This is a genomic window from Labilibaculum euxinicum (assembly GCF_009795715.1).
In the GTDB taxonomy this organism is placed as follows: Bacteria; Bacteroidota; Bacteroidia; order Bacteroidales; family Marinifilaceae; genus Labilibaculum; species Labilibaculum euxinus.
The window spans coordinates 128735-151922 of sequence record NZ_WTCR01000010.1 but is presented as its reverse complement, the minus strand read 5'-3'; the positions used below and the strand labels follow the sequence as shown (position 1 = coordinate 151922).

The 23188-nt window shown below is 34.9% G+C and carries 23 protein-coding genes; 9 read left to right on the top strand and 14 right to left on the bottom strand.

The window, feature by feature from the left end:
- The first annotated feature begins 342 nt into the window (after window positions 1–342).
- Entirely contained in the window at window positions 343–1533 is a 1191-nt protein-coding gene (kbl, locus tag GQR60_RS14195) for a glycine C-acetyltransferase (protein ID WP_124993567.1), read from the top strand.
- 86 nt (window positions 1534–1619) lie between these two features.
- On the top strand, window positions 1620–2279 hold the full coding sequence (locus GQR60_RS14190) for an outer membrane beta-barrel protein (protein WP_124993566.1): 660 nt from the start codon (window positions 1620–1622) through the stop codon (window positions 2277–2279).
- Here GQR60_RS14190 and GQR60_RS14185 read toward each other — a convergent pair.
- The 4 genes from GQR60_RS14185 to GQR60_RS14170 all read right to left on the bottom strand — a co-directional run bounded on the left by GQR60_RS14185 (window position 2276) and on the right by GQR60_RS14170 (window position 5987).
- A complete protein-coding gene (locus GQR60_RS14185) occupies window positions 2276–2890 on the bottom strand; it encodes a deoxynucleoside kinase (protein ID WP_124993565.1) in 615 nt (204 codons plus the stop codon). The genes GQR60_RS14190 and GQR60_RS14185 overlap by 4 nt on opposite strands.
- A gap of 95 nt (window positions 2891–2985) precedes the next feature.
- The gene (locus GQR60_RS14180) at window positions 2986–3600 is read right to left on the bottom strand and encodes a deoxynucleoside kinase (RefSeq protein WP_124993564.1); all 615 of its coding nucleotides are present in this window, start codon (window positions 3598–3600) and stop codon (window positions 2986–2988) included.
- A gap of 98 nt (window positions 3601–3698) precedes the next feature.
- Window positions 3699–4469: a hypothetical protein gene (locus GQR60_RS14175; protein WP_124993563.1), complete on the bottom strand. Its 771-nt coding sequence runs from the start codon at window positions 4467–4469 to the stop codon at window positions 3699–3701.
- A 6-nt stretch (window positions 4470–4475) separates the two neighbouring features.
- On the bottom strand, window positions 4476–5987 hold the full coding sequence (locus tag GQR60_RS14170; protein WP_124993562.1) for a GH3 auxin-responsive promoter family protein: 1512 nt from the start codon (window positions 5985–5987) through the stop codon (window positions 4476–4478).
- 134 nt (window positions 5988–6121) lie between these two features.
- On the opposite strand from GQR60_RS14170, the gene GQR60_RS14165 reads away from it, so the two are divergent.
- The 4 genes from GQR60_RS14165 (at window position 6122) to GQR60_RS14150 (ending at window position 9592) form a co-directional block, all read left to right on the top strand.
- Complete coding sequence (locus GQR60_RS14165; protein WP_160463489.1) at window positions 6122–6664, top strand: CvpA family protein; 543 nt, start codon at window positions 6122–6124, stop codon at window positions 6662–6664.
- Window positions 6664–7692, top strand: a complete 1029-nt coding sequence (locus tag GQR60_RS14160) for a DUF3667 domain-containing protein (protein WP_124993560.1) — start codon at window positions 6664–6666, stop codon at window positions 7690–7692. Before GQR60_RS14165 ends, GQR60_RS14160 begins: the two co-directional genes overlap by 1 nt.
- 99 nt (window positions 7693–7791) lie before the next feature.
- The gene (gene tyrS, locus GQR60_RS14155; RefSeq protein ID WP_124993559.1) at window positions 7792–9084 is read left to right on the top strand and encodes a tyrosine--tRNA ligase; all 1293 of its coding nucleotides are present in this window, start codon (window positions 7792–7794) and stop codon (window positions 9082–9084) included.
- Window positions 9085–9145: 61 nt separating this feature from the next.
- On the top strand, window positions 9146–9592 hold the full coding sequence (locus tag GQR60_RS14150) for a DUF4625 domain-containing protein (RefSeq protein ID WP_124993558.1): 447 nt from the start codon (window positions 9146–9148) through the stop codon (window positions 9590–9592).
- A gap of 47 nt (window positions 9593–9639) precedes the next feature.
- On the opposite strand, the gene GQR60_RS20285 is transcribed toward GQR60_RS14150, so the two are convergent.
- From GQR60_RS20285 to GQR60_RS14105, 9 genes are all read right to left on the bottom strand, one after another.
- The gene (locus tag GQR60_RS20285) at window positions 9640–10869 is read right to left on the bottom strand and encodes a PP2C family protein-serine/threonine phosphatase (protein WP_124993557.1); all 1230 of its coding nucleotides are present in this window, start codon (window positions 10867–10869) and stop codon (window positions 9640–9642) included.
- A 119-nt stretch (window positions 10870–10988) separates the two neighbouring features.
- A complete protein-coding gene (gene efp, locus GQR60_RS14140; protein ID WP_101310267.1) occupies window positions 10989–11558 on the bottom strand; it encodes an elongation factor P in 570 nt (189 codons plus the stop codon).
- 145 nt (window positions 11559–11703) lie between these two features.
- Window positions 11704–12471 (bottom strand): DUF3108 domain-containing protein, encoded by a 768-nt coding sequence (locus GQR60_RS14135; protein ID WP_124993556.1) that lies wholly within the window; start codon window positions 12469–12471, stop codon window positions 11704–11706.
- A gap of 18 nt (window positions 12472–12489) precedes the next feature.
- Window positions 12490–13203, bottom strand: coding sequence for a tRNA (adenosine(37)-N6)-threonylcarbamoyltransferase complex dimerization subunit type 1 TsaB (tsaB, locus tag GQR60_RS14130; protein ID WP_124993555.1), 714 nt, complete (start codon window positions 13201–13203; stop codon window positions 12490–12492).
- 228 nt (window positions 13204–13431) lie between these two features.
- Window positions 13432–14793: a TolC family protein gene (locus tag GQR60_RS14125; RefSeq protein WP_124993554.1), complete on the bottom strand. Its 1362-nt coding sequence runs from the start codon at window positions 14791–14793 to the stop codon at window positions 13432–13434.
- Between the two features lie 108 nt (window positions 14794–14901).
- The gene (locus GQR60_RS14120; RefSeq protein ID WP_124993553.1) at window positions 14902–16020 is read right to left on the bottom strand and encodes an efflux RND transporter periplasmic adaptor subunit; all 1119 of its coding nucleotides are present in this window, start codon (window positions 16018–16020) and stop codon (window positions 14902–14904) included.
- 35 nt (window positions 16021–16055) lie between these two features.
- Window positions 16056–17306 (bottom strand): ABC transporter permease, encoded by a 1251-nt coding sequence (locus GQR60_RS14115; protein WP_124993552.1) that lies wholly within the window; start codon window positions 17304–17306, stop codon window positions 16056–16058.
- 27 nt (window positions 17307–17333) lie between these two features.
- On the bottom strand, window positions 17334–18587 hold the full coding sequence (locus GQR60_RS14110; RefSeq protein ID WP_101310261.1) for an ABC transporter permease: 1254 nt from the start codon (window positions 18585–18587) through the stop codon (window positions 17334–17336).
- A gap of 36 nt (window positions 18588–18623) precedes the next feature.
- Window positions 18624–19340 (bottom strand): ABC transporter ATP-binding protein, encoded by a 717-nt coding sequence (locus GQR60_RS14105; RefSeq protein ID WP_124993551.1) that lies wholly within the window; start codon window positions 19338–19340, stop codon window positions 18624–18626.
- A 417-nt stretch (window positions 19341–19757) separates the two neighbouring features.
- Here GQR60_RS14105 and GQR60_RS14100 point away from each other — a divergent pair, with 417 nt between their 5' ends.
- The 3 genes from GQR60_RS14100 to GQR60_RS14090 all read left to right on the top strand — a co-directional run bounded on the left by GQR60_RS14100 (window position 19758) and on the right by GQR60_RS14090 (window position 21994).
- On the top strand, window positions 19758–21104 hold the full coding sequence (locus GQR60_RS14100) for a deoxyguanosinetriphosphate triphosphohydrolase (RefSeq protein ID WP_124993550.1): 1347 nt from the start codon (window positions 19758–19760) through the stop codon (window positions 21102–21104).
- A gap of 51 nt (window positions 21105–21155) precedes the next feature.
- Window positions 21156–21680, top strand: a complete 525-nt coding sequence (locus GQR60_RS14095; RefSeq protein WP_124993549.1) for a hypothetical protein — start codon at window positions 21156–21158, stop codon at window positions 21678–21680.
- Between the two features lie 161 nt (window positions 21681–21841).
- Window positions 21842–21994: a hypothetical protein gene (locus GQR60_RS14090; RefSeq protein ID WP_154675807.1), complete on the top strand. Its 153-nt coding sequence runs from the start codon at window positions 21842–21844 to the stop codon at window positions 21992–21994.
- A gap of 200 nt (window positions 21995–22194) precedes the next feature.
- Here the strand turns inward: GQR60_RS14090 and GQR60_RS14085 are convergent, their stop codons facing one another.
- The gene (locus tag GQR60_RS14085) at window positions 22195–23073 is read right to left on the bottom strand and encodes a radical SAM protein (RefSeq protein WP_124993548.1); all 879 of its coding nucleotides are present in this window, start codon (window positions 23071–23073) and stop codon (window positions 22195–22197) included.
- Window positions 23074–23188: the final 115 nt, after the last annotated feature.

Sequence of the window (23188 nt, the reverse complement as noted above, 5' to 3'; positions counted from 1 at the left end):
CACGAATGACGTACATTCTGGAGGAAAATTGCGATGCAAAACTAATAGGATTTGTTCAATAATACAACATCTGCCGGAATATTTTTTCAAAAAAATGATTTTTTAATCTGAATTTGACTTGTTGCTATCTGTACGTAATGGCTATATGATTGTTTTTCAAGGATTGAGTTTTGCAGGATGAGTTGGTCTGAAAGGAAAATTATTTGGTTAAAAACGGAATTTGATAATAATCAACAACAAAAAAACAGTTTTTGAAAAACTCAGAAGCGAAATTTTATTGTAATTTTGGCTTGGAATTTAGAAACATATTAAACACCTAACACATATAAACAACAAACACTCATGTACGGAAAATTCAAAGATTATTTGGCAGAGGAAATTCAGTCTATTAAAGATGCCGGCTTGTATAAAAACGAAAGAGTTATAACAACTCCACAAGGTGCAGAAATTAAAGTAAATACTGGTAAAACAGTATTAAATTTTTGTGCGAATAACTATCTGGGTTTGTCTTCCAATCCTCGGGTTATGGAGGGAGCTTCAAAAGCTTTAAAGTCGCATGGATATGGAATGTCGTCTGTTCGTTTTATTTGTGGTACAACCGATATTCATAAAGAATTGGAAGAAAAGATTGCGACTTTCTTCGGAACTGAAGATACTATATTGTACGCAGCAGCTTTTGATGCAAACGGCGGCGTTTTTGAACCATTATTCGACAAGGAAGATGCGATTATTTCTGATGAGTTGAATCATGCTTCGATTATTGACGGGGTTCGTTTGTGTAAAGCGGCCAGATATCGTTACAAACATGCTGATATGGAAGACTTGGAGGCCCAGTTAAAGATCTCTCAGGCACAGCGTTTTCGTATAATTGTTACCGACGGAGTTTTCTCAATGGATGGAGATATTGCGAAACTGAATGAAATTTGTGATTTGGCTGATAAGTACAATGCATTAGTGATGGTTGATGATAGTCATGCTTCCGGTTTTATTGGTGATACCGGCCGGGGAACTCACGAATACCATAATTGTATGGATCGTGTTGATATTATCACAAGTACGTTAGGAAAAGCATTGGGTGGAGCTTTAGGCGGATTTACAACTGGTAAAGCAGAAATTATCGATATGTTGCGTCAAAGATCCCGTCCGTATTTATTCTCAAACTCGCTTTCTCCAGTAATTGTAGGAGCTTCATTAGCGGTGTTCGAAATGTTGACCGAATCTACAGAATTACGCGATAAGGTAATTTCAAATTCTAAATATTTCAGAGAAAGATTATTGGCCGCAGGTTTTGATGTAAAACCATCAGAGTCGGCTATTAATGCTTTGATGTTGTACGATGCAGTTCTATCGCAGCAGTTTGCAGCTAAATTATTGGAAGAAGGTATTTATGTGATCGGATTTTATTATCCGGTTGTAGCGAAAGGACAAGCAAGAATAAGAATTCAACTTTCTGCTGCGCATACAAAAGAGCATTTGGATAAAGCTTTGGCTGCTTTCATTAAAATTGGAAAAGAATTAAAAGTAATTGAGTAAATTCAATTTAAGATAAGGAAATGGGAGCCAATTTGGTTCCCATTTTTTTGTATTTTAGTGGCTGATAAATTAAAAAAATAGAATCGATGAGGTTTAAATCTATTATATTTTCCCTTTTGGCAATTGGTATCTGTTCTGCAGGGAAAGCTCAATACTACAAGGAAAAGGAATTGTTAGTCGGGGCTTCAGTAGGCTATCAGTATCCTTTGGGTGATTTTGGAGATCAAGCAAAAGGAGGACCAGCATTTAGGGTAACCGGTCAGATGATGCTGAATAAAAGAATAGGCGTAGGTGCCGAGATTGCTTACAGTATATTAGGACAGGATAATTTTTGGAATGGCAATCATTTTGGAAATTACGATGTGAATTACAATATTGCATCGGCCCAGTTTAAAGGGTCTTATTTTTTTGAAAGTTGGGATCGGGATTTTCGACCGTACACATCGCTTGCTTTTGGTTATTTCCATTATCAAAACAGCATTAGCTTTATTTCGACATCGGTTGGGAACTTAAATCAGAAGAGAACAATTAAAGAAAATAAAGTTGGTTTAACACCAATTATTGGTTTTTTATACAATTTATCGAGTACATGGAGTTTCGATATGAATTTGAGATACACTTATATTCCGGATTTCCCGGAAACTGTAACTGCAAAAGATGAAAATGGAGATCCGTATCAATATTTTCTTGGATTTGATAAAATCTCTCTTCCTGAATTATCAATCGGATTGTTTTACCGTTTTTAAAACAATCCGTGAATTTGAGCCTCTACCTTATCCATAATATTGTTTAAATCTTCAGGATTATCCAGAAAATCAATATTGTCGGCATCTACAATCAATAGTTTGCCACGATTGTAATTCTGAATCCATGTTTCGTATCTGGCATTCAGGTTTTTTAAGTAATCCAGACGGATGGTTTCTTCGTAATTGCGGCCTCTTTTCTGAATTTGATTGACCAATGTAGGAACAGACGATCGCAAATAGATTAGCAAATCGGGAGCTTGAACCATTGATCCCATTAATTCGAACAGGTTGTTGTAATTTTTAAAATCGCGTTGCGACATCAAACCCATATCAAATAAATTCGGAGCAAAAATCATGGCATCTTCATAAATGGTACGATCCTGAATTACATTTTTTCCCGCCTTACGGATTTCCATAATTTGGTTGAACCGACTTTTGAGAAAGTAAATTTGAAGATTGAACGACCATCGTTTCATGTCATCGTAAAAATCATTTAAATAGGGGTTCTCGTCAACGTCCTCGTAATGAGCCTCCCATCCATATTGTTTTGCAAGCAGTTCGGTAAGGGTAGTTTTACCAGAGCCAATGTTTCCAGCTATTGCGATATGCATAATTTGAAAGAATTATCAGTTTTGAATTATAAATTCGGAATTGGATTTACAAGCCAGACAGTCTTAACCTGTAATCATCAATTCACAGCTTCTTTTTAAAAGAGTCCGTTTAGCTGAGCATCAATTTTGTTGATTACCTCACTTAAGTCTTTAGGGGTTTTCAGGAAATTAATGTTGTCCACATCAATAATCAGCAGTTTACCATTTGCATAGCCCGATATCCATGCTTCATAGCGTTCATTTAAACGCTTCAGATAATCTAAACGAATGGTTTCCTCATAATTACGTCCACGCTCCTGAATATGACTTACCAGCGTAGGAATGCTTGCGCGTAAATAAATAAGCAGATCCGGTGGCTGAATTAATGAACTCATGATATTGAAAAGAGACAGATAGTTGTCAAAATCTCTTCTGGGCATTAAACTCATCGATTCCAGATTGGGAGCAAAAATATAGGCATCCTCGTAGATGGTTCTGTCCTGAATGATGTCTTTCCCGGATTTGCGTAAGGCCAAAACCTGATTAAAACGACTATTTAAAAAATGAATCTGAAGAGCGAACGACCATCGCTTCATATCATCGTAAAAATCATTTAAATATGGATTTTCATCAACATCTTCGAAATGAGCTTCCCATCCGTAGTGTTTAGCTAATAATCCGGCTAGTGTAGTTTTACCAGCTCCAATATTTCCGGCAACAGCAATGTGCATATTTATGTTTACTTTGTGTGAAAAAGGCAACTAAAATTAAGAATATTTTTCAGGAATTCAATTGGAAAAAACACCAATAAATTGCAGGTTATTTTTAATCAGAGTGTTAGTGCTTTAATTGATATTGACTTTTTATTGGAGACATACAAAATGTTGTTTTGGATGGTAAGCTGAGCATCTTTCGAATCTTCTAAATTGAAAATTAATTTGTCTTCTTTAGCCATTGGCTGAAAGGAATAAATTCCTGATTCAGTTGTGTATAGAAGTGTGTTTTTGGATATTTGGAAGTTTTTGATGCCCGGCAGTGAAATTTTTTTCTTGAATTGGCCGTTCCGATCCAGATTCAGAATTCCCATTTCCGGATAAAGGAGGTACAAATCGTTGTTGTATTCCAGCATTTTATCAGGAATACAATCCTGAAAAAAGGAGTTCAGTAAGCTGCTTTGATTTATTATTTTGCCAATGTCCGAAATATGAATTGCCTGATTGTCATTTGAATTATAAATCCAAAACCCACCATTTGCAGAAGTGCAAACCAATTCGGTTTCGTTATCCGAAAATTCAAATAAATCAATTTCGCCGCCAATTTCTGCCAGATTACGGTCCAGAAATAATATTTGATTAAAATCATTGTAAAAAATTAGTATTCGAAGTGGGTTCGAGGCATCAATATGACAGATAGAACCCAGCATGGAATTCGAAAAAACGGCCAATTTCTCTCCCTTCGAATTGAATTCCATTAATTCGGACTTATTCACGACAAATATATTGCCTAGGTGATCAACCGAAATAAAATCATGAATCTGATTGATTTGAACATTATTTTGAGATGGAAACAAAAGAGATATCCAAAGAAGGAATTGCAGCATAAATAATTAGTTGTTTTTTTGTAGTAGTTCCTCAATTAAATCACGATTATTTGAAAGTCGGGGCACTTTATTCTGACCGCCCAATTTCCCTTTTTCTTTCAGCCACTGATAAAATAAACCAGGTTTAGCGATGGTAATGTGTGGTTTCTCAAGAGTAATGTTTTTGTATCTTTTTGCCTCATAATCAGAGTTTGCACTCATTAAGGCATTGTCTAATATGAAATTGAATTCGTCAATGTTGCCGGGTGCTTTTTCAAATTCAATTAACCATTGGTGAGCCCCTTTTTGATTCGATGCCATAAACACAGGAGCGGCTGTATACTCTTTAATGATTGAATTGGTTTTGGCACACGCTGTTTGAATTGCCTTTTCGGCATTGTCAATAATTAATTCCTCACCAAAGGCATTGATGAATAGTTTGGTTCTGCCCGAAATCTTAAATTTAAACGGGGCTTTTGATGTAAATCGGATGGTGTCTCCAATTTGATAACGCCACAATCCTCCATTGGTTGTAATAACGATTACGTAGTTTGTATGAAGTTTTACCTCTTCTAAACTGATGGCTTTTGGATGATCATTGGCCAAACATCCGACAGGAATAAATTCATAATAAATTCCGTAATCCAACATCAAAAGAAGTGAATCATCCAAAGGATTATCCTGAATTCCGAAAAAACCTTCGGAGGCATTATAAGTCTCCAGATAGTTCATATTCTGCGATGGCAATAATTCTTTAAATTGTTCACGGTAAGGGTCGAAACTAACACCGCCGTGAACAAAAAGTTCAAGATTAGGCCATATTTCGTGAATGTTGTTTTTGCCTGAAGCATTTAAAATATGTTTTAACAGAACCAGAAACCAGGAAGGTACACCAGATAAACTGGTTACATTCTCATTCAGTGTTGCTTCTGTCATTTTATTCAGTTTTTCTTCCCATTCATCCATCAATACAATAGACGTATCAGGTGTTCTTATAAAATCAGCCCAAAAAGGTAAATTTTGAATTAGAATAGCCGACAAATCGCCATAGTAAGAATCATTTTTGATGTTGTTAATCTGATGACTTCCTCCAAGTGTTAATCCTTTCCCTCTAAAAATCCCGGTTTCGGGGAACAGAGAAGTATAGATGGCTAAAATGTCTTTTCCTCCTCGAAAGTGACAGTCTTCCAAAGCTTCTTTACTCACCGGAATAAATTTACTTTTCGAATTGGTGGTGCCTGACGATTTGGCAAACCATTTTATTTCGGAAGGCCAAAAAATATTTTGCTCACCATTCCTAAGTCTGTTAATGTAAGGTTCAATATCTTCATAGGTTTGAACCGGCAATCTATCTTTAAATTCAGAAAGTGTGCGAATACTTTTAAAGTCATACTTTTTTCCCCATTCAGTATTCGAAGCTTGTTCGATTAATTGCGTAAGGGTTTCTTTCTGAGTTTCAATCGGATGATTTTTAAAAAAATCGATCTGAGAGAGTCTTTTCGTATTCAGCCAACTAACAAGAGAGTTTATTAAAGCCATATTTGAATAGTTTACTGATTTAAATATAAAGAAATTTTAATTGAGGTCTTGTTTCTTATCTAAATATTATGCTCAGGTTATGTTGGTTTTTACTTATATTTGGTGATCATTGTCAAATTAGAAACGCATTACAAATGAATATTATCGATATATTGATAGGTATTCCATTGCTTTGGGTAATGGTTAAAGGTTTTAAGAATGGTTTCATCTTTGAGATTGCTACCTTGATTGCTTTAGTATTAGGGATCTATGGTGCCATTCATTTCTCCGATTTTACGGCGCAATTCATAAGGGATCGTTTTAATTACGACTCCGAATACATGGGATACATTTCATTTGGAATCACATTTATTGTCATTGTAATTATTGTTCATATCATTGGCAAGCTTCTAAATTCACTTGTTGAAGCTGTTGCTTTAGGGATGTTTAACCGAATTTTGGGAATGGTATTTGGTTTAATGAAGGGGATTATTATAATCGGTATTATTGTCTATTTTGTTGATTATTTAGATCGAAAATTTGAATTTATTTCAGATGAAAAAAAGGATGAAAGCTACTTATATAGTCCAATGACAACTGTTTCGGAAAAGATGTTTGAATTGTTTAATTCAGATTTTAGTGATACGAAAGAAAAGATTAAGGAAAAAGTGAAAGAAGAACTCCCTCTTGAAGTCTAATGAAAGAAATAATTAAGAAATACATCCAAAAACTTCCCAAAAGGAAAGTTTTTCATTTTGAGGGGTTTTGTGCTAATTGTGAACATCCGGTTAATGGAAGTTTTTGTTCCAATTGTGGTCAGTCGGTAAAAGATTTTCACAGACCTTTTTTTAGTGTCTTGTCCGAATCGCTTGGTGATGCTCTATCGCTTGATAATAAATTTCTTCATACGATAGTCCCGCTATTTGTTCGTCCGGGTTATCTTACCAAAGAATTTATGAAAGGAAAAAGAGCCAGATATACGCCACCTTTTCGACTGTATCTATTTCTTACTTTTTTTGCATTTTTACTGCTTTCCCACAACCACATGCCCGAAACTCAGGCAGAAAAAAACTTTACTTTTACAACAGAGGAAGGAAAAGATGTTGATGTATTATCCTATTTCGAGGATATGGTTGATGAAAATAAAAACCAGATAGATAGCTTGGAGTCAGATTCTTTGACCAATTCAGAATTAAAAAAAGGATTGTTTAACTTAAATATTAGTCAGGATACTGCACAAACGGCGCAATCAATTACTTTTGGCGGAAAGGGAGGGAAGAATAACAAGTTCGGAAATTCTGATATAAAACGTGTGATTGACATGTGGAAGTTAAATCCGACCTTGATGATGGATAATGTCTATAAAAAATTATCACAAACCTTGCTGATTATACTTCCGGTATTTGCTTTGTTTTTGGCACTGTTTTACATCCGAAGGAAGCATTATTTGTTAGAACATTTATTAATATCACTTAATTTCCATTCTTTTATTTTTGTGATTGTGATTGTTAGTGAGTTGTTGATAATGACTAAGTTAGAGTTTTTACAATCGTTTGCTTTTTATCTTTATTTATTGATTCCCGTACAGCTTTTTCTGGCCTTGAAATTTTATTATCGGCAATCATGGATAAAAACAATTGTGAAATTCTTTATGCTTTCTTTTATCTATAATATTTTACTGATATCGGGGATTTTATACAGCTTGATTTCACTGGTTGTTGAATAGAAAAAATTACAGCATAATAAAATGGTAAAATTCTTATCTTTGCCATTCAAATAGAAAATTGATAATTAGATTCCTATCAGGAAATTAAATACAGAACAGATGAATTTTATAGAGGAACTCCAGTGGCGGGGCATGATTCACGATATGATGCCTGGAATAGAAGAACAACTTGCAAAAGAACTAACATCAGCTTATGTAGGAATTGATCCTACGGCAGATTCACTGCACATCGGACACCTTGTTGGTGTAATGATGTTAAAACATTTTCAGGTATCAGGGCACAAGCCAATTGTATTGGTAGGTGGAGCAACCGGCATGATAGGAGATCCTTCAGGGAAATCTCAGGAAAGAAATCTACTGGATGAAAAAACTCTTCGTCACAATCAGGAATGTTTACGTGCGCAGCTTTCCAAGTTCATGGATTTTGATTCAGATGCCGCAAATGCTGCCGAAATGGTGAACAATTACGATTGGATGAAGGACTTTACTTTTCTTGATTTTATTCGTGATATTGGCAAACACCTTACTGTGAACTATATGATGAGTAAGGATTCTGTAAAGAAAAGATTAAGTGCTGATTCTAAAGCAGGAATGTCTTTTACCGAATTTACTTACCAATTAGTGCAGGGAACCGACTTTTTGGAACTTTACCGAACTAAGAACTGCAAATTGCAAATGGGTGGTTCCGATCAGTGGGGAAACATTACTACCGGAACAGAATTAATTCGCCGAAAAGAAAGTGGTACTGCTTTTGCGATAACTTGTCCGCTGATTACTAAAGCAGATGGTGGAAAGTTCGGAAAAACAGAATCAGGAAATATTTGGTTAGATCCTAAACGTACTTCGCCTTATAAATTCTACCAGTTTTGGTTGAACACCTCTGATGAAGATGCCGCGAAATACCTTAAAATATTCACACTTCTTCCGAAAGAAGAAATTTTTGCTCTGATAGAAGAACATCAGGAAGCTCCTCATATGAGAAAATTGCAGCAGAGGTTGGCTAAAGAGGTAACTATCATGATTCACTCCGAAGAAGATTACAATACAGCAGTTGAAGCATCTCAAATTTTATTTGGAAAAGCCACAGCTGATGTTTTGAAAAAATTGGATGAAGAGACATTCTTATCAGTTTTTGAAGGAGTACCTCAATTTTCTGTTAGTAAGTCTGAATTTGACAATGGCATTGATGTTTTGGAATTATTGGCTGTTAAAACAGATGTATTTCCATCGAAAGGAGAATTAAGAAGACTTTTTAAAGGCAATGCAATCAGTATTAATAAGGAAAAAGTAGATAATCCGGAGATGTTAATTACAAAAGAACATTTAATTGCAGATAAATATTTTTTGGTTCAAAAAGGTAAAAAGAATTATTTCCTTGTAGTTGCTTGCTAGTTTGCTAGCTATCAACTATTTTTATTACATAAAACTAAATCACAAACTAAAATCAGATTATATGAAATTCTTAAAGTATGCCCTTATCGTTCTTTTCTCAATAGGTATGATGAGTTGTGGCAGTAGTGGTGGTGATGACAAAGAAGATACTGTTGATCCTACAGTTACAATTGCTAGCCCAACAACAAGCACAGTAGTTACAGCAGGTTCAAATTTAAGTGTCAACTTTACTGCCACGGATAATGTTGCATTAGCATCTTATACTGTAACTGTATCGTATACTGGAGTTAAGTCTGCAAAAACTGTTGAAGAGTTTAGTTTTAATAGCCTTTCAGATACTGATGCTGCTGGCAATGCAGTACCTGCTATTTCCGGAGTATCAAAAGTAATTAGTTTTAATATAGCAACTCCTGATAATGCTAAGCCTGGAGCTTATAAGTTTTCTGTAACAGTTAAAGATACTGCTGGAAAATCAGTCTCAAAAGATATCGCTTTCGAAATACAATAAGGAAATCTTATTTAAATGTAAAAAGGACCGGCATTAGCCGGTTCTTTTTACATTTGTGTTGTTTTGAATTCAATGCCGAACAATGAGATATCATCTATTACGGCCTTATTCTTTTTTCCGATGTCAATGTGATGTATCAGATCTGCAAAGGTATCTGAAATATTTTTTTGTGTTGCGAACGTTTTGGTTAGGAACTGAACGCCTACTTCCATTTGATCATCTCTTTCCAGTTCTATTAATCCATCGGTATAGCAAAGCAGCTTTGAATGCTCATTAATCGTAATTTCTCCAATTGATATGGCTGGAATTTCATTAAGCATACCCAAACCAATACATCCTTTTTTTAGTGAGGTAGTTTCTCCATTTTCAAAATTGTAAAGAAGTGGAGGGTGATGACTGGCATTCACATATTTTAATTTTCTTGTGGTGTAATTGTAAATTCCGATAAAAAAGGTCAGGAATTTCTCACTGCTTGAGTTGTCGCATACTTTTTGGTTCAATTGAATCATGAGTTCATCCAGCGGTGTTTCAGGCCGGAAAAGCGCCCGCAATGTAGCTTGAAAATTAGACATGATTAGGGCTGCCGGGATTCCTTTTCCTGAAACATCGCCAATGCAAAATCCCAATTCCTGATCGTTAAAGTTGATAAAATCATAATAATCGCCGCCAATTTCAAAGTGTGGCTGATAATATCCGCAGGTAGAAATATATTGATTTTGCGGTAAAGAGCTTTGATTGGGTATTAGAAGGCTTTGGATTTTTGAAGCCAATTCCATTTCCTTCTTAAAAGCTTCCTGAATCAATAATTGTTTGTACAGGCGTTTGTTCTCCATTGCCACAATAATAATATTGGAAATGGTTTGTATAAAGCTAAGGTGTTTGATTGCCGGGCTCATCCCTTCCATTTCTTCATCAATATCACCAATTAGGATGTATGCAAGAACCGAATTTTTGTGGATAACCGGAATAATAAAATCAAAAGACCAGAGTACTTCGGGTAAATCACGCGAGATATATGTGATTTCAGAAATACTGCTTAAGTGTTTTCCAATTTTGATCTTATCAATGCATTCTTTTGAAATACCGGATATCAATAATTTTTCCCAGTGAGAACTAAATTTATAAACCGCAATTTTCCCAATCTTAAGATCATTAAATAAGATATTCTTATACTGCTGCAAAAGCTCATCAATTGATAAGTTTTCATTAATCGCCTGAGTAATTTTAAGGATTAGGTTGAGCTTAAATTTGCTGTTAACAGATTGTTGCTTGATCACGATAGGGGGGTTTATGTTCCATGCTAATTTAATAAATATCAAATCATCAGCCAATCGGAAATATGAAAAAAAAAAAGGATTCCATAAAGAATCCTTTTTTGATGATGAGTTTATAGGAATTATGCTTTTACGCGCTCTGAATAAGAGTGATCGCGCGTGTCAATTTTAATTAAATCGCCTGTGTTGATAAATAAAGGTACCATTATGGTCGCACCACTTTCTACAGTTGCTGCTTTTAGCGATGAGGTCGATGAACTATCGCCTCTTAAACCAGGTTCTGTGTAAGTAACTTCCATAACAACATGAGCAGGAAGATCAACATACAATGGCGTTTCTGTGTCGGCGTGGAAAACCGCCTCAACCATTTCACCTTCTTTTAAAAGGTCAGCTGCGTTAAACAATTCTTCAGGTAAAACAATTTGTTCGTATGTTTCTGTATGCATCAAATTATATCCCATATCATCTTTATAAAGGAATTGATGAGGGCGTCTTTCAATACGGGCTATGTCAATTTTCACACCAGAGTTAAAAGTATTGTCAATAACTTTACCTGTTTTAACATTTTTAAGTTTTGTTCTAACAAAGGCAGGACCCTTACCTGGTTTTACGTGTTGGAATTGAACAATGGTATATAAATCTCCTTTATAGTGGATACACATTCCATTTTTAAAATCTGTAGTAGATGCCATGATATAATATTAAATTTTAATAATCATTTCTAAGAAAAGAAAAGTTTCGTTTTCTTTTGAGTTTTGCAAAAATAGGGTAAACAATTAATATTCTGAAATATTATAAGGCTTTGTTTGAAATAGATACCTCGGAAATGGCAAAAAATTAGTCGTTATCCAATAGTGAGTCATAGGAGAAATCTGAAAAATTCATCAAATCGCAACGCAATGAACCAATAAAAAGATCGAATTGTACGCGGACCGGAATCCGGTTTGCATCAGCAGATATCCAGATAGTCATATCATCTTCATCTTTAAATGCTCTGCCTGTTGCAACAATTGGTATGAACTTATAACAGTTCACATCTCCAATTTTGCTGTTAATTGTTTCATATCCCATGAATCGGAATTGAAGAAGAAACAATTCATCAGAGAAGTGAGTTTGAATCTTGACTACTTCTCCAACTTTTAAATTTGAATTGAAATGATTGGCTCTTGCAAAGTAAAAAGCCGATAAAATATCATGTGTTCCTGCTGGTACTTTATGAATTCCGGAACGTGTTGAGTTCACTTCATTCTTTTCCCGGTTAAAAACAATTTCAGTATATCTTTTGTAATTCCCTTCGCGAATATCTCTAATTGCTTTTACCGGCAACAGAGTTTCTGTATTAATAAAACTCTCGTATGTATCTTTTACTTTATACAGCGAATTGAATAATCCGATGGTTTTCCCAGTTAGAGTTGCATGATACAGATCTTTGCCATCTATTTTTTCACGTCTGATTTTTAGGCTTGCTTTTCCTCCTCGAATAATTCCATAATGTATAACATATCTTAGATTTTCCCCCTTTTCGGCATTCTTAATAGGTGAATCGGCCAGTAAAAGTGTATGGCTTAGAAAAATTAGAAGAATGCTAAGAGATAATTTATACATATGGACTATTGTTGATTCTTAATTAAAGATATTCTTTTTAGGAGTAGTTGCAACAAAATCTTTCAGATAAAAGGGCTCAAAATAAGCTACATCTTCAAATTCCTGATTCTGAAATTTTATTTCAGCCAGTTCTATCATTCCTACTGCCGATGGTGTTACATTATCAAGAAAGATGCCATTTTTACTTTTGATTACTTCTTTGCACTTTGAAGAGCCATCACCAAAGAAAATAATTTCTCTTTCCGAAAGTTCTTTCGAGTAGGAGTTTTCATCAATAATATCAGCAGAAATATCTCCGGCCAATTCATTTTTGCAATTGAAAAAGGCCGTGTAAACTTCCATCCTTCTTGCATCAATCATCGGACAGTAGTAGGCTTTTTCAGGATTAGTCAATAGAGACGTAATTTCTTTATTCTCAAGTAATGGCTTTGTCATTGCCTGCAAAGTATTTATTGAGATTAGAGGCAGGTTAGCTCCGTAACAAATCCCTTTGGCTGTTGATACCCCAATACGTAAGCCAGTATACGATCCAGGGCCCATACTAATAACAACACCGTCTAAATCGGTTGGAGTTAAATTATTCTCCTTTAAAATGTTTTGAATAAAAACGGTTAGGTGAGTTGCGTGTTTCATTCCTTCTTTCGTTTCTTTAAGAGCCAGTAAATCACCATCTTTCCCTAATGCAACAGAACAAACCGCTGTTGATGTCTCTATATGTAATAGTAATGCCATTTGATAAAATTTAAAATCAATGCAAAATAAAGGATAAAATACTAATTGTGAACGATAACAGTTCAAATAATATGACCAATGCACTATCCAAATTTATTAAAATGGGGAAATGATATGGTTTTAAAACAGTTCTATTACTAAGACAAATAATTAGAAGGAAATACTTACTTGATAAAAAAAACTCTCAACCCGAAATGGGCTGAGAGCTTTTTTGAATTTGAAACTTGATTATAAATTTATTTCGATTCCATTATAGAAATCAAGAATTTTGGTGCGGAATATGTATTCGTATTTCGCTTGCAGTAAATCCGATTTAGATTTGAAAAGATTGTTTTTTTCCTGATTGTAATCAACTGAATTTACCAAACCTAAGTTGAATTTTTCTTCAGTATAACGGAAGGCTTCTTCGGTTGAAGAAACTGCTGTTTCACTAGAGAAAAACTTTTTCATGGCAGCCTTTGCATTGGCATGTGCTTGTTGAATATCCTTTCTCAGTGCGTTTTTAGAGTTCTCCATATTCAATTTGGAACGGTCGATATTTACTTTTGCGTTGCTAATGTTTCGATTAACACTACCTCCGTTAAAAATTGGAATGCTTAAATTGAAACCAAAGCTTTTAGATTCAAACAATCTTAATTGATCGTTCAATTTCATTTCTTTTCTGATAATAATAGGGCTTCCGTCTGTGGCGAATCCATATTCAGGTTGATTTCTGCGATAACCCGAATTCCATGATCCTGACATTGATAAAGTTGGAGTACGTTGACCTTTAGCAATAATCAAACCTTTCTCAGAGCTTTCCAAACGGTATTGTGCCGCTTTCATTTCCGGACGGAAGGTTAATGCATTAATAAAAACTGATTCAGGATCAACCATTGATTTGGTTGCATTTAAAACAGGTAGTTCAGGTGTCTGGATATCAAAATTTTTCGTGTCTTCTAAGTCCAATAGCTGAGCCAAATCGAGCAAAGCGATATCAAGAGAATTTTGTGCGTTAACTACAGCAAGATCTTCGCGTGCAGCCTGAGCTTTTTGTTCCATCAAAGTTCCTTTTGGTAAAGTTCCTGCTTCTACCAAAACTTCTGTTCTTTTAATCTGAAGCTCAGTAACTTTTAGTTGTTCCTGGGCAACTTGAAGAAGTTCTTTTTTAAATAAAATATCCAAATAGTAAGATGTGATATTTAGTGCTAAATCTTCTTTTGCTTTTTCAACATCCTGCAAATTTGCTTTAAGATCCAATTCGTTTTGTTTAACTGAATTCCATTTTTGAAAACCACTGAATAGAGTAACTCTGGAGGAAAGGCCAAGAGAACCAGTTTGACTGTTTTCGTTTACATATGTATTGTCAGCGCTTAGCGAACGTCCATAGTTAAAGTTGTATCCTGTATTACCATTTAAGTCTGGTAAAAGATCCAATTTTGATTGTCTGGTATTGTTTGCCTGAACGTCAGCATCCAGTTTTTGTAACTTAAGGTTGATATTGTGTTCCTTTGCATGTGTTATGCATTTTTCCAGATTCCATAATTCCTGAGCATAAATACCAGAAAAGGAAAAGGCAAAAGCAAGGACAAGTAATAATATTTTTTTCATGTGTGTATGTATTTTTTTGATCCGACAAAACTAGTTCTTCCGTTATTAATTTAATAATGACAAATTAAAGATGCTTATTCAATCTTTCCACTGCAATGGAAATTTTTCCTAGTCTTTCTTCTCTTTTATTTCTTCAATTTTTTTCCTTTTTTCTCCTTTAAGCTTATCGTCTTTTGTAATGCCTTCTAAAACTTCAATGTTGATACCATCCGAAAGACCAGTTTTAATAAATCTTTTTTCGAACTTTTGCTCAGAAGTTTCTACCTCTACAAAAGTTGAATCATTTTTAAACTCTAAAAGACTTTCGTTTACAGCCAATACTTTTTCTCTTTTATCAAGTACAATTTCAGCATTAGCACTGTATCCTGAGCGAATAAAGAAGTCTTTTTTAAGCTTAACAGAGGCTTTTATTTCAAATTGAATGGCACCATTCTCTTCCACACCTTTTGGAGATATGTATTCCAGATGAGCGTCAAACTTCACATCTTCAATTGCACCAATTGTTAATTCAAGGTTCATTCCCTGAACAATTTTCCCAACTTCAGTCTCATCAACTTTACCTTGGAAAATCATTTCGCCCATGTCAGCAACAATAGCAACTGTGGTTCCATCATTAAAAGTATTGCTTTGAATTACTGAATTTCCTTCTTTTACCGGAATATCAAGTATCATTCCTTCAATTGTTGAACGAATAATGGTATTGGTAGCTTTTGCAGAACTTTTGGTTACACCTTCTTTAATCAACTGCAGATTATCTTTTGCTGATTGTAACTCTTCCTTAGAATTTCGGAAAGACAATTGTGTTTTTTGGAAATCAGATTCTGATATTACTTTCTTTTCAAACAAAGCTTTATCTCGCTGATAGTTAATTTCTTTATCCTCGTAATTAATTTGTGCAATTTTTACTCTCGATTCAGCACTATTCAAATTAATCATATCAGGAATGATCTTTATTTTAGCAATAGGATCACCTTTTTTAAGCATATCCCCGGCCTCAACATATAAAGTTTCAATAATTCCGGAAACTCCCTGAGGTTTAATTGCGATTTCTTTCCTTGGTACAACAGATCCGGTTGCAACCGTCTTTTTAATAATATCTGTTATTTCAGGTGATTTTGTGTTGTAAACCACAGGTTTATCCTGCGACTTTTGATATAGGAATACAATGGTTCCTACAAAAAGGAAGATAAAAAATACAACCAATACAATTCTAAAAACTTTTTTCATGACTAGTATTATTTTCGGATTATGAATTATTTTTTTTATTCGTATCTCAATGCATCTACGGGTTTAATTCTGATGGCTCTTTGTGCTGGAAGCAACCCAGCCAAAACACCAAATAAAACCAAAACACCGAGTGCTATAAATGCAACATTTATATCAACATAAGGATTTAAAATCTGCGGGTTAGGATCACCTTCTGTCATTTTACCGATTCCTTCAACAATTAAAACACCTAAAACCAGTCCCCAGAATCCCGCAAAGGTGGTGAGGAAAACGGCTTCATTTATGATTTGACCAACAACTTCACGAGGACGTGCACCAATGGCACGTTTAATTCCTAATTCTTTTGTTCTTTCTTTTACAACTACATGCATAATATTGCTAACTCCAATAATACCGGTTAGAAGAACTCCAAAGCCTATCACCCAAAATAAGAATCCAATGCTGTTAAAAAGGCCAAATATTTTGTTGAACATCTTAGCAATATTAAAATTACCAATGGCTTGTCTGTCATCAGGATGAATGGAATGCCTTCTGGCCAGAATCTCAAATATTTTGTCTTCCAAGTCGGCAACCGATTCTCCAACCTTAGCCGTTGCTAAGAATACACGGAATTTGTCTCCTTGGTTATACAATTGCTGCAGGGTGGTAAATGGCATTTGAAGAACGTCATCGCGCATTCCCATATTTCGACTTAATGGTTTAATTGTACCAATAATTCTAAAATAAATTCCATTTACTTTAAGGTACTGACCAATTGGATCTTCATCTTTTTCGAACATTAGTTCCTGAACTCTTGGTCCAATCGTAATTACTTTTCGAAATTCTTTTAAATCATTCTGATTGATAAAACGACCGGCAGTAACTTCAACCGGGTTTACATTGTTCATTTCAGGTGAAGTCCCTTTGATTCTGAAATTTCCTTTTTTATCTTCCCGGAATGTATTGTTGGTGGCATTTCCGCTCCATCCATTTATATCAGGGGCAATATCCTGCAGCTCAGGTATCGATCTTTTAAGTACTTCCAAATCATCATTGGTAAACTGATACGATCTGTTTCGTGGCAAACCTTTATAAGCTTTGGTAGTTTTTTCTACCCAAAAAACTGTTGAATTTGTTGCGAAATTACCTAATGAGGATTGTATATTATTTTGAAAACCTCTTCCAATACCCAGTAAGGTTACCAGAATTAAGATTCCAAACATTACCCCGAGACCGGTAAGTATGGTCCGTAGTTTATTCTTTTTTAGTGCGGCAGTAATTTCCTGCCATTTATCCAAATCGAACATTAGCTGATCGTTTATTAGTCTGGTTTATTATTCGTCTCTTAAAGCTTCAATGGGTCTGATTGAAGCGGCTTTTCTTGCCGGGAAAAAACCCGCAAGAGCACCGGTTACAACCAAAACAATGGTTGCACCTATAGCTATTCCTAAATCAACCTGTGGATTTAAAAAGTAAATTGCTGCAGGTGGGTATATTTTGTTGATAAGATCAAATTTGGTGATTACTTCGAGTAAGCCTACCCCGGCAATTAGTCCGACATATCCCGAGGCTGCTGTTATAAATATTGCCTCCATTAATATCAGTCCAACTACGGAGCTTGGAGAAGCCCCAATTGCTTTTCGAATTCCGATTTCCTTGGTTCTTTCCTTAACAACAATCATCATAATATTAAAAACACCAATTACTCCTAATGCAATAGTGAAAATTCCAATAATCCATACAAACATTTCAATTGCGCTAAAAAGACCCGCAAATTGCTGAGAATTTTCGATGTTGTTCTGTATCCAAAGAGCATTCTTATCTTCTGGACTAAATTCATGTCGTTTAGCCATTTGGTAAGTAATAAATTGCTCAACTTTTTTACTCTCATCTACAGAAATATCGTTTAGTGTAAAGGATATTCTTTGAAGGTGATCGTTGTTGTTAAAAATATTTTGAGCAACAGTAATCGGGATGTAAATTTCTCTGGAATTATCATCGAAACTTGGCTGATTAAAAACACCAACTACCTTAAATTTGATGTTGTTGATATTAATTAATTTATTGATTGCCGTTTCTTTAGGGAAGAGAACCTCCTTAACAACATCCTGAATGGCAACAACTTTTCGGTTTTCCTTAATATCCTTTTCATTTAAAAATCGTCCTTCAAGTATTTCGAAATTTTTAATCTCTTTATAAGTTTCATGAACAGGAGACACATTAAAATTTCCGTAATTGTTTTTATAGGATATTATTTCAGCTCCGGGAATGTAAGACATTGCAGAAATTACATCCAATTTTTCAATTGATTTTTTAAACCCAAGATAGTCTTCATTAACCATTTGAATTCGTTTTCCTTCGGGAGTTCCTTTGTATGCTTTGGTTGTTCTGCCACCATATATTTGCATGCTGTTGGTTGCATCTTGTGCAAAAACTGAAGTCATTCCATTTCTAAGACCTCGTCCTGCACCCAAAAGAAAAATCAACATGAAAATTCCTGTTGCTACCGAAAAACCGGTCAGAACGGTTCTGGTTTTATTTTTACTAATGGTACTAAATATTTCTTGCCATTTATCTCTGTCGAACATAGCTTTATTCTAGGCGTTTAGGTTTAGATAGTTTGGTTATTCCTGAGGAACTCTGATAGTTTCCTTACTATTGATTTTATTATTCTCAATAATGGATTCGATTCTACCATCTTTTAGATTAATAATCCGATCTGTCATATGGGCGATATCATTTTCGTGTGTTACGATAATAACTGTGATACCGGATTGATTAATTTCTTTTAAAAGATTCATCACTTCAACGGAGGTTGCAGAATCTAATGCACCAGTTGGTTCATCTGCTAAAATAATTTTTGGTTGTGTGATTATTGACCGGGCTATTGCAACTCTTTGCTTCTGACCACCTGAAAGCTCATTTGGCATGTGCTCAGCCCAATCTTTTAGTCCCATTTTATCCAGATACTCCAAAGCTGTTTTATTCCTCTTTTTTCTGGCAACCTTCTGGTAATACAATGGAAGTGCCACATTTTCCATGGCATTTTTAAATGAGATCAGATTAAAGGACTGGAATACAAAACCGAGTAGATTGTTTCGAAGCTTAGCGGCTTTTGTTTCACTCATGGCTTTTATTTCTTCCTGATTAAGAGTGTAAACTCCTTCATCATGATTGTCTAAAAGACCAAGTATATTAAGAAGCGTAGATTTACCTGACCCGGACGATCCCATTATGGAAACTAATTCGCCTTCTTTTATATGCAAATCAATCCCCTTTAAAACGTGAAGTTTATTAGTACCGGTAATATACGATTTGTGAATGTTTTGTAATCGAATCATAATAGCTGTTGGTATTAAAAATAAATCTGTATACAATATTAATGTTATTACATTTTATTGCAAACAAAATTAGACAAACATGTTTACCTATCGACAAACCAGCATTTATAACTGATAATGTCTTGTTTTAATCGATAAAATAACCAAAGAAAATATTCACCCCAAATTATTGTTAGTTTATCAATTGGTGTGCCATAGGGTTAATTGTGCTGATATTTAGATTTTTACATGTAAAATGGTTTGTGGAGATTTGTGTTTTGTGTCCACTTATATTACATTGAGTGTACGATAATGTACGGTAATTTTGGTATTATGTGAGTAATTTAGTGTGAGTTGTCTTAACAAATGTGAATAAATACCAAAGGATAAGAGCAAAGCCAAATATTAGTGTAATTTTAGGTTCTATAAATTGAAAAAATGAAGTGGAATAGCTTACTATCAGCAAAAAGGTTTGGTCAGGAAGACCAATTTTCTTCTGTTCAGCAGAAAGATATCAGATCTCAGTTTCAGCGCGATTATGATCGATTAATATTTTCATCTCCTTTTCGTCGCTTACAGAATAAAACACAGGTATTTCCGTTACCTGGAAGTATTTTTGTACACAACCGTTTAACTCACAGCCTTGAGGTTTCCAGCGTAGGACGATCATTGGGGAATGCACTTGCCGACAAGCTTATTCAGCTTGATTTGGTTGATGAATCTCATTTAATTAAAGAAATTGGGAGTATTGTTGCCGGAGCGTGTTTGGCTCATGATTTGGGCAATCCACCATTTGGGCACTCGGGAGAGAAGGCATTATCTCATTTCTTTTCGGATGGGAAAGGGAAAAATTTGCAAGATAGATTTACTCAGAATGAGTGGCATGATTTGATCAACTTTGAAGGAAATGCAAATGCTTTGCGATTGTTAACCCATGCATTTCACGGAAGACGAAAGGGTGGTTTTGCATTAACTTATTCGAGTATTGCATCTATTGTTAAATATCCCTGGGAAAGTAGTAAGATTGAGGTAGTAAAGAAAAAAAAATATGGTTTTTTTCAAGCTGAAAAGGCAGATTACCTTGTGATTGCCCAAGAGCTGGGGATTCCTGAATTGTCATCAGGAATATTTGCCCGTTTCCCATTGGTTTACTTGGTTGAGGCTGCTGATGATATTTGCTATCAAATTATGGATATTGAAGATGCTCATAAGCTGAAGATACTAAGCACCGAAGAAACAAAGGATTTGTTGTTGAGTTTTTATCATCCGGACAAGGACAAAACTATTCTGAACCGAATTGATGAAACCTGTAAGGAGGTTACCGATATTAATGAGCAAATTGCATACATACGGGCAGGAGTTATTGGGAAATTAATTTCGGAATGTGTAGGTGTGTTTGTTGATCATTATGAATTAATAATGGAAGGTAAATTTCAATCAAGTCTAATTAAAGAGATCAATGAAATTTCGTTGTTTGCCTATAAAAAATGCACTCAGGTTGCTGTTTCACGAATCTATCGTCATCGTTCAGTTGTGGAAATAGAACTTGCCGGTTACAAAATTTTAGGAACTTTGCTCGATGAGTTTGTTACTGCCGTTTTGGAACCCGAAAATTTTTATTCCAGGAACTTGTTGTCATTAATTCCTGAGCAGTATAATTTGAACGGCGAATCTGATTACGAGAAAATTATGTCTGTTCTTGATTTTATTTCTGGAATGACAGATGTTTTTGCTTTGGATTTGTACAGAACTATAAAGGGAATAGAACTGCCCGGAATTAATTAATGAATTTATTTGCAAAAATTGAGATTCTAAAATTCGATTTAAATGTATCAAATGAGAAAAATAGTTGTTTTACTAGTGTTGCTTAACCTTGCAGCACCTGCTGTATACGCACAAAGCGATTGGGTAAGATCAGGATCGGAAAAATCAAAGATTAGTTTTGAATTGCCCGAAAATCCGATTATTCAGGATAAGGAGCTGAATGGAATAAAAATAGAGGTTTTTAGTTATAAAGATGCGGCAACGGTTTTTGGTGTTGTAGCTTCCGATTTTTCAGAGGTAGGTTTGGATTTTACTTATTCCGATCCCTCGGAATATTATCAGGAAATGAAAGAGGGGAGTTTGGTAACCGGAAATGCGATTTTAATTTCGGAAAACTCCGTAGCGTATCAGAAAATGTTAGGGAAGGAAATTGTTTATACACAATTGGTTGGTGAGCATGAGTATACCTACTACAAACGATTTTTCTTTCGTGGAAAGTTTATTTATCAGATTGCTATTGGAGGTCCTTCAAGAATGAAGCAATTTTTAGTTGATAAAAAGAATCTCTTTTTTGATACCGTAGAGTTTAAAGATTAGTAAAATGAATCAGATTGTAATTTCACATTACGTAAGTGTGAACTGAAAATACGTTATTAGAAACTCATATTACGTAATTATTAAATTGCCCTGAATGGTCTTGATTTTGTCCTTTAATCCTCTTAATTTTATGTTATCAGAAAAATGATAATACTCGGATTATGAAGATTTTAAGAATGATTAAAGAGTTGTTTTCTTTCTCAAGAGATGAGGATTTTGTTGTGGTTGATTTAACTACAAAAATGATTCAGTCGATGAATACTAAAGACTGGGGCAAATTGCAGAATAAGAAGAATTATATGGTGATAAAGTAATCTTTGAATTATTGCCGACTCTTTCTTTTATAAAACACAGCAAGAGTGTTTTATAAGGTATTTCTGTGTGCATTTATAAACCTTTTTAGTTCCCTTAAAATATATTACTGAACGAATAAGTAAAACGAAATTGATTTCTACAAGCTTTATTAATTCTCTTAGGTTTTTTATAGTCTGATTGCGAGGCAAATTGAAGAGAACTACAATCCCCTCATCCATTCCGGTCTCAACTGCGCGTTGGCCGGATCGTCCAAAACACCATTGATACGATTCAGCATTTCTTGTTTGTCGCGGGGGAAGTTTCCGCGCAGAATCAAATAATTGGAAGCATGATCGCTTCGAAAAATAGACTGGCTTAATTCCAGGTTCCCGATAAAGACTTTCATTTCGGCAATCAGCTCGATGGTATTGAGAGGAATAAAGTCACCTTTAAATTTTTTTATGAAATGATCTTCGCCGTAAGGGTAGCTGAGAACAAGGGTTGAAAGGAATTCAGGTTGAATTTTGTTGATAAGTTTGGCCGAGTTAAGGGCATGTTGCTGAGAAAAGATTTTGCCACCCAAACCATTTAGGATCATTACCGAAAGTTTAATGCCTGCTTTTCGGGCACGCTGCAGGGCACGACTCGTACTTTCAAAATTTTCACCTTTATCAATTGCCTTCAAAAGCTCATCATCTCCTGATTCTATACCTACATAAAGTAGTTTTAGTCCTTTTTCAGCAAGAATTTGAAGTTCTTTATCTGTTTTTACTTCTATGTCTTTTGGTATTGCGTAGGCCGAAACACGGGTTAGTCGAGGGAAAGTCGTATTTAGCTGATCCAATATCCGCGAAAGCTTATCGAAAGAAAGTACCATCGCGTTTCCATCTGCCAAAAACACCTTGCGGTAATGGTTTGAATAGGGAGACATGCTTTGGATATCAGCAAAAATGTCTTCCTCTTTACGGGCTTGAAATTGTTTACTGCTGTACATTTCGCAAAAAGCACATTTGTTCCATGCACAACCTAATGTAACCTGAATAATTAGGGAATGAGCTTCGCTTGGCGGTCTAAATAATGGTTCGTGATAATTGATCATGGGGCAAAAGTAGAAAAAGATGTTTCAAGTATCAAGTTCCAAGTGCTGGGGAGAAAGTAACAAGGTTTAAGGATAAAGTAAAAGGGGCCAAGTAGAAATATCAAGCAAGACTTAA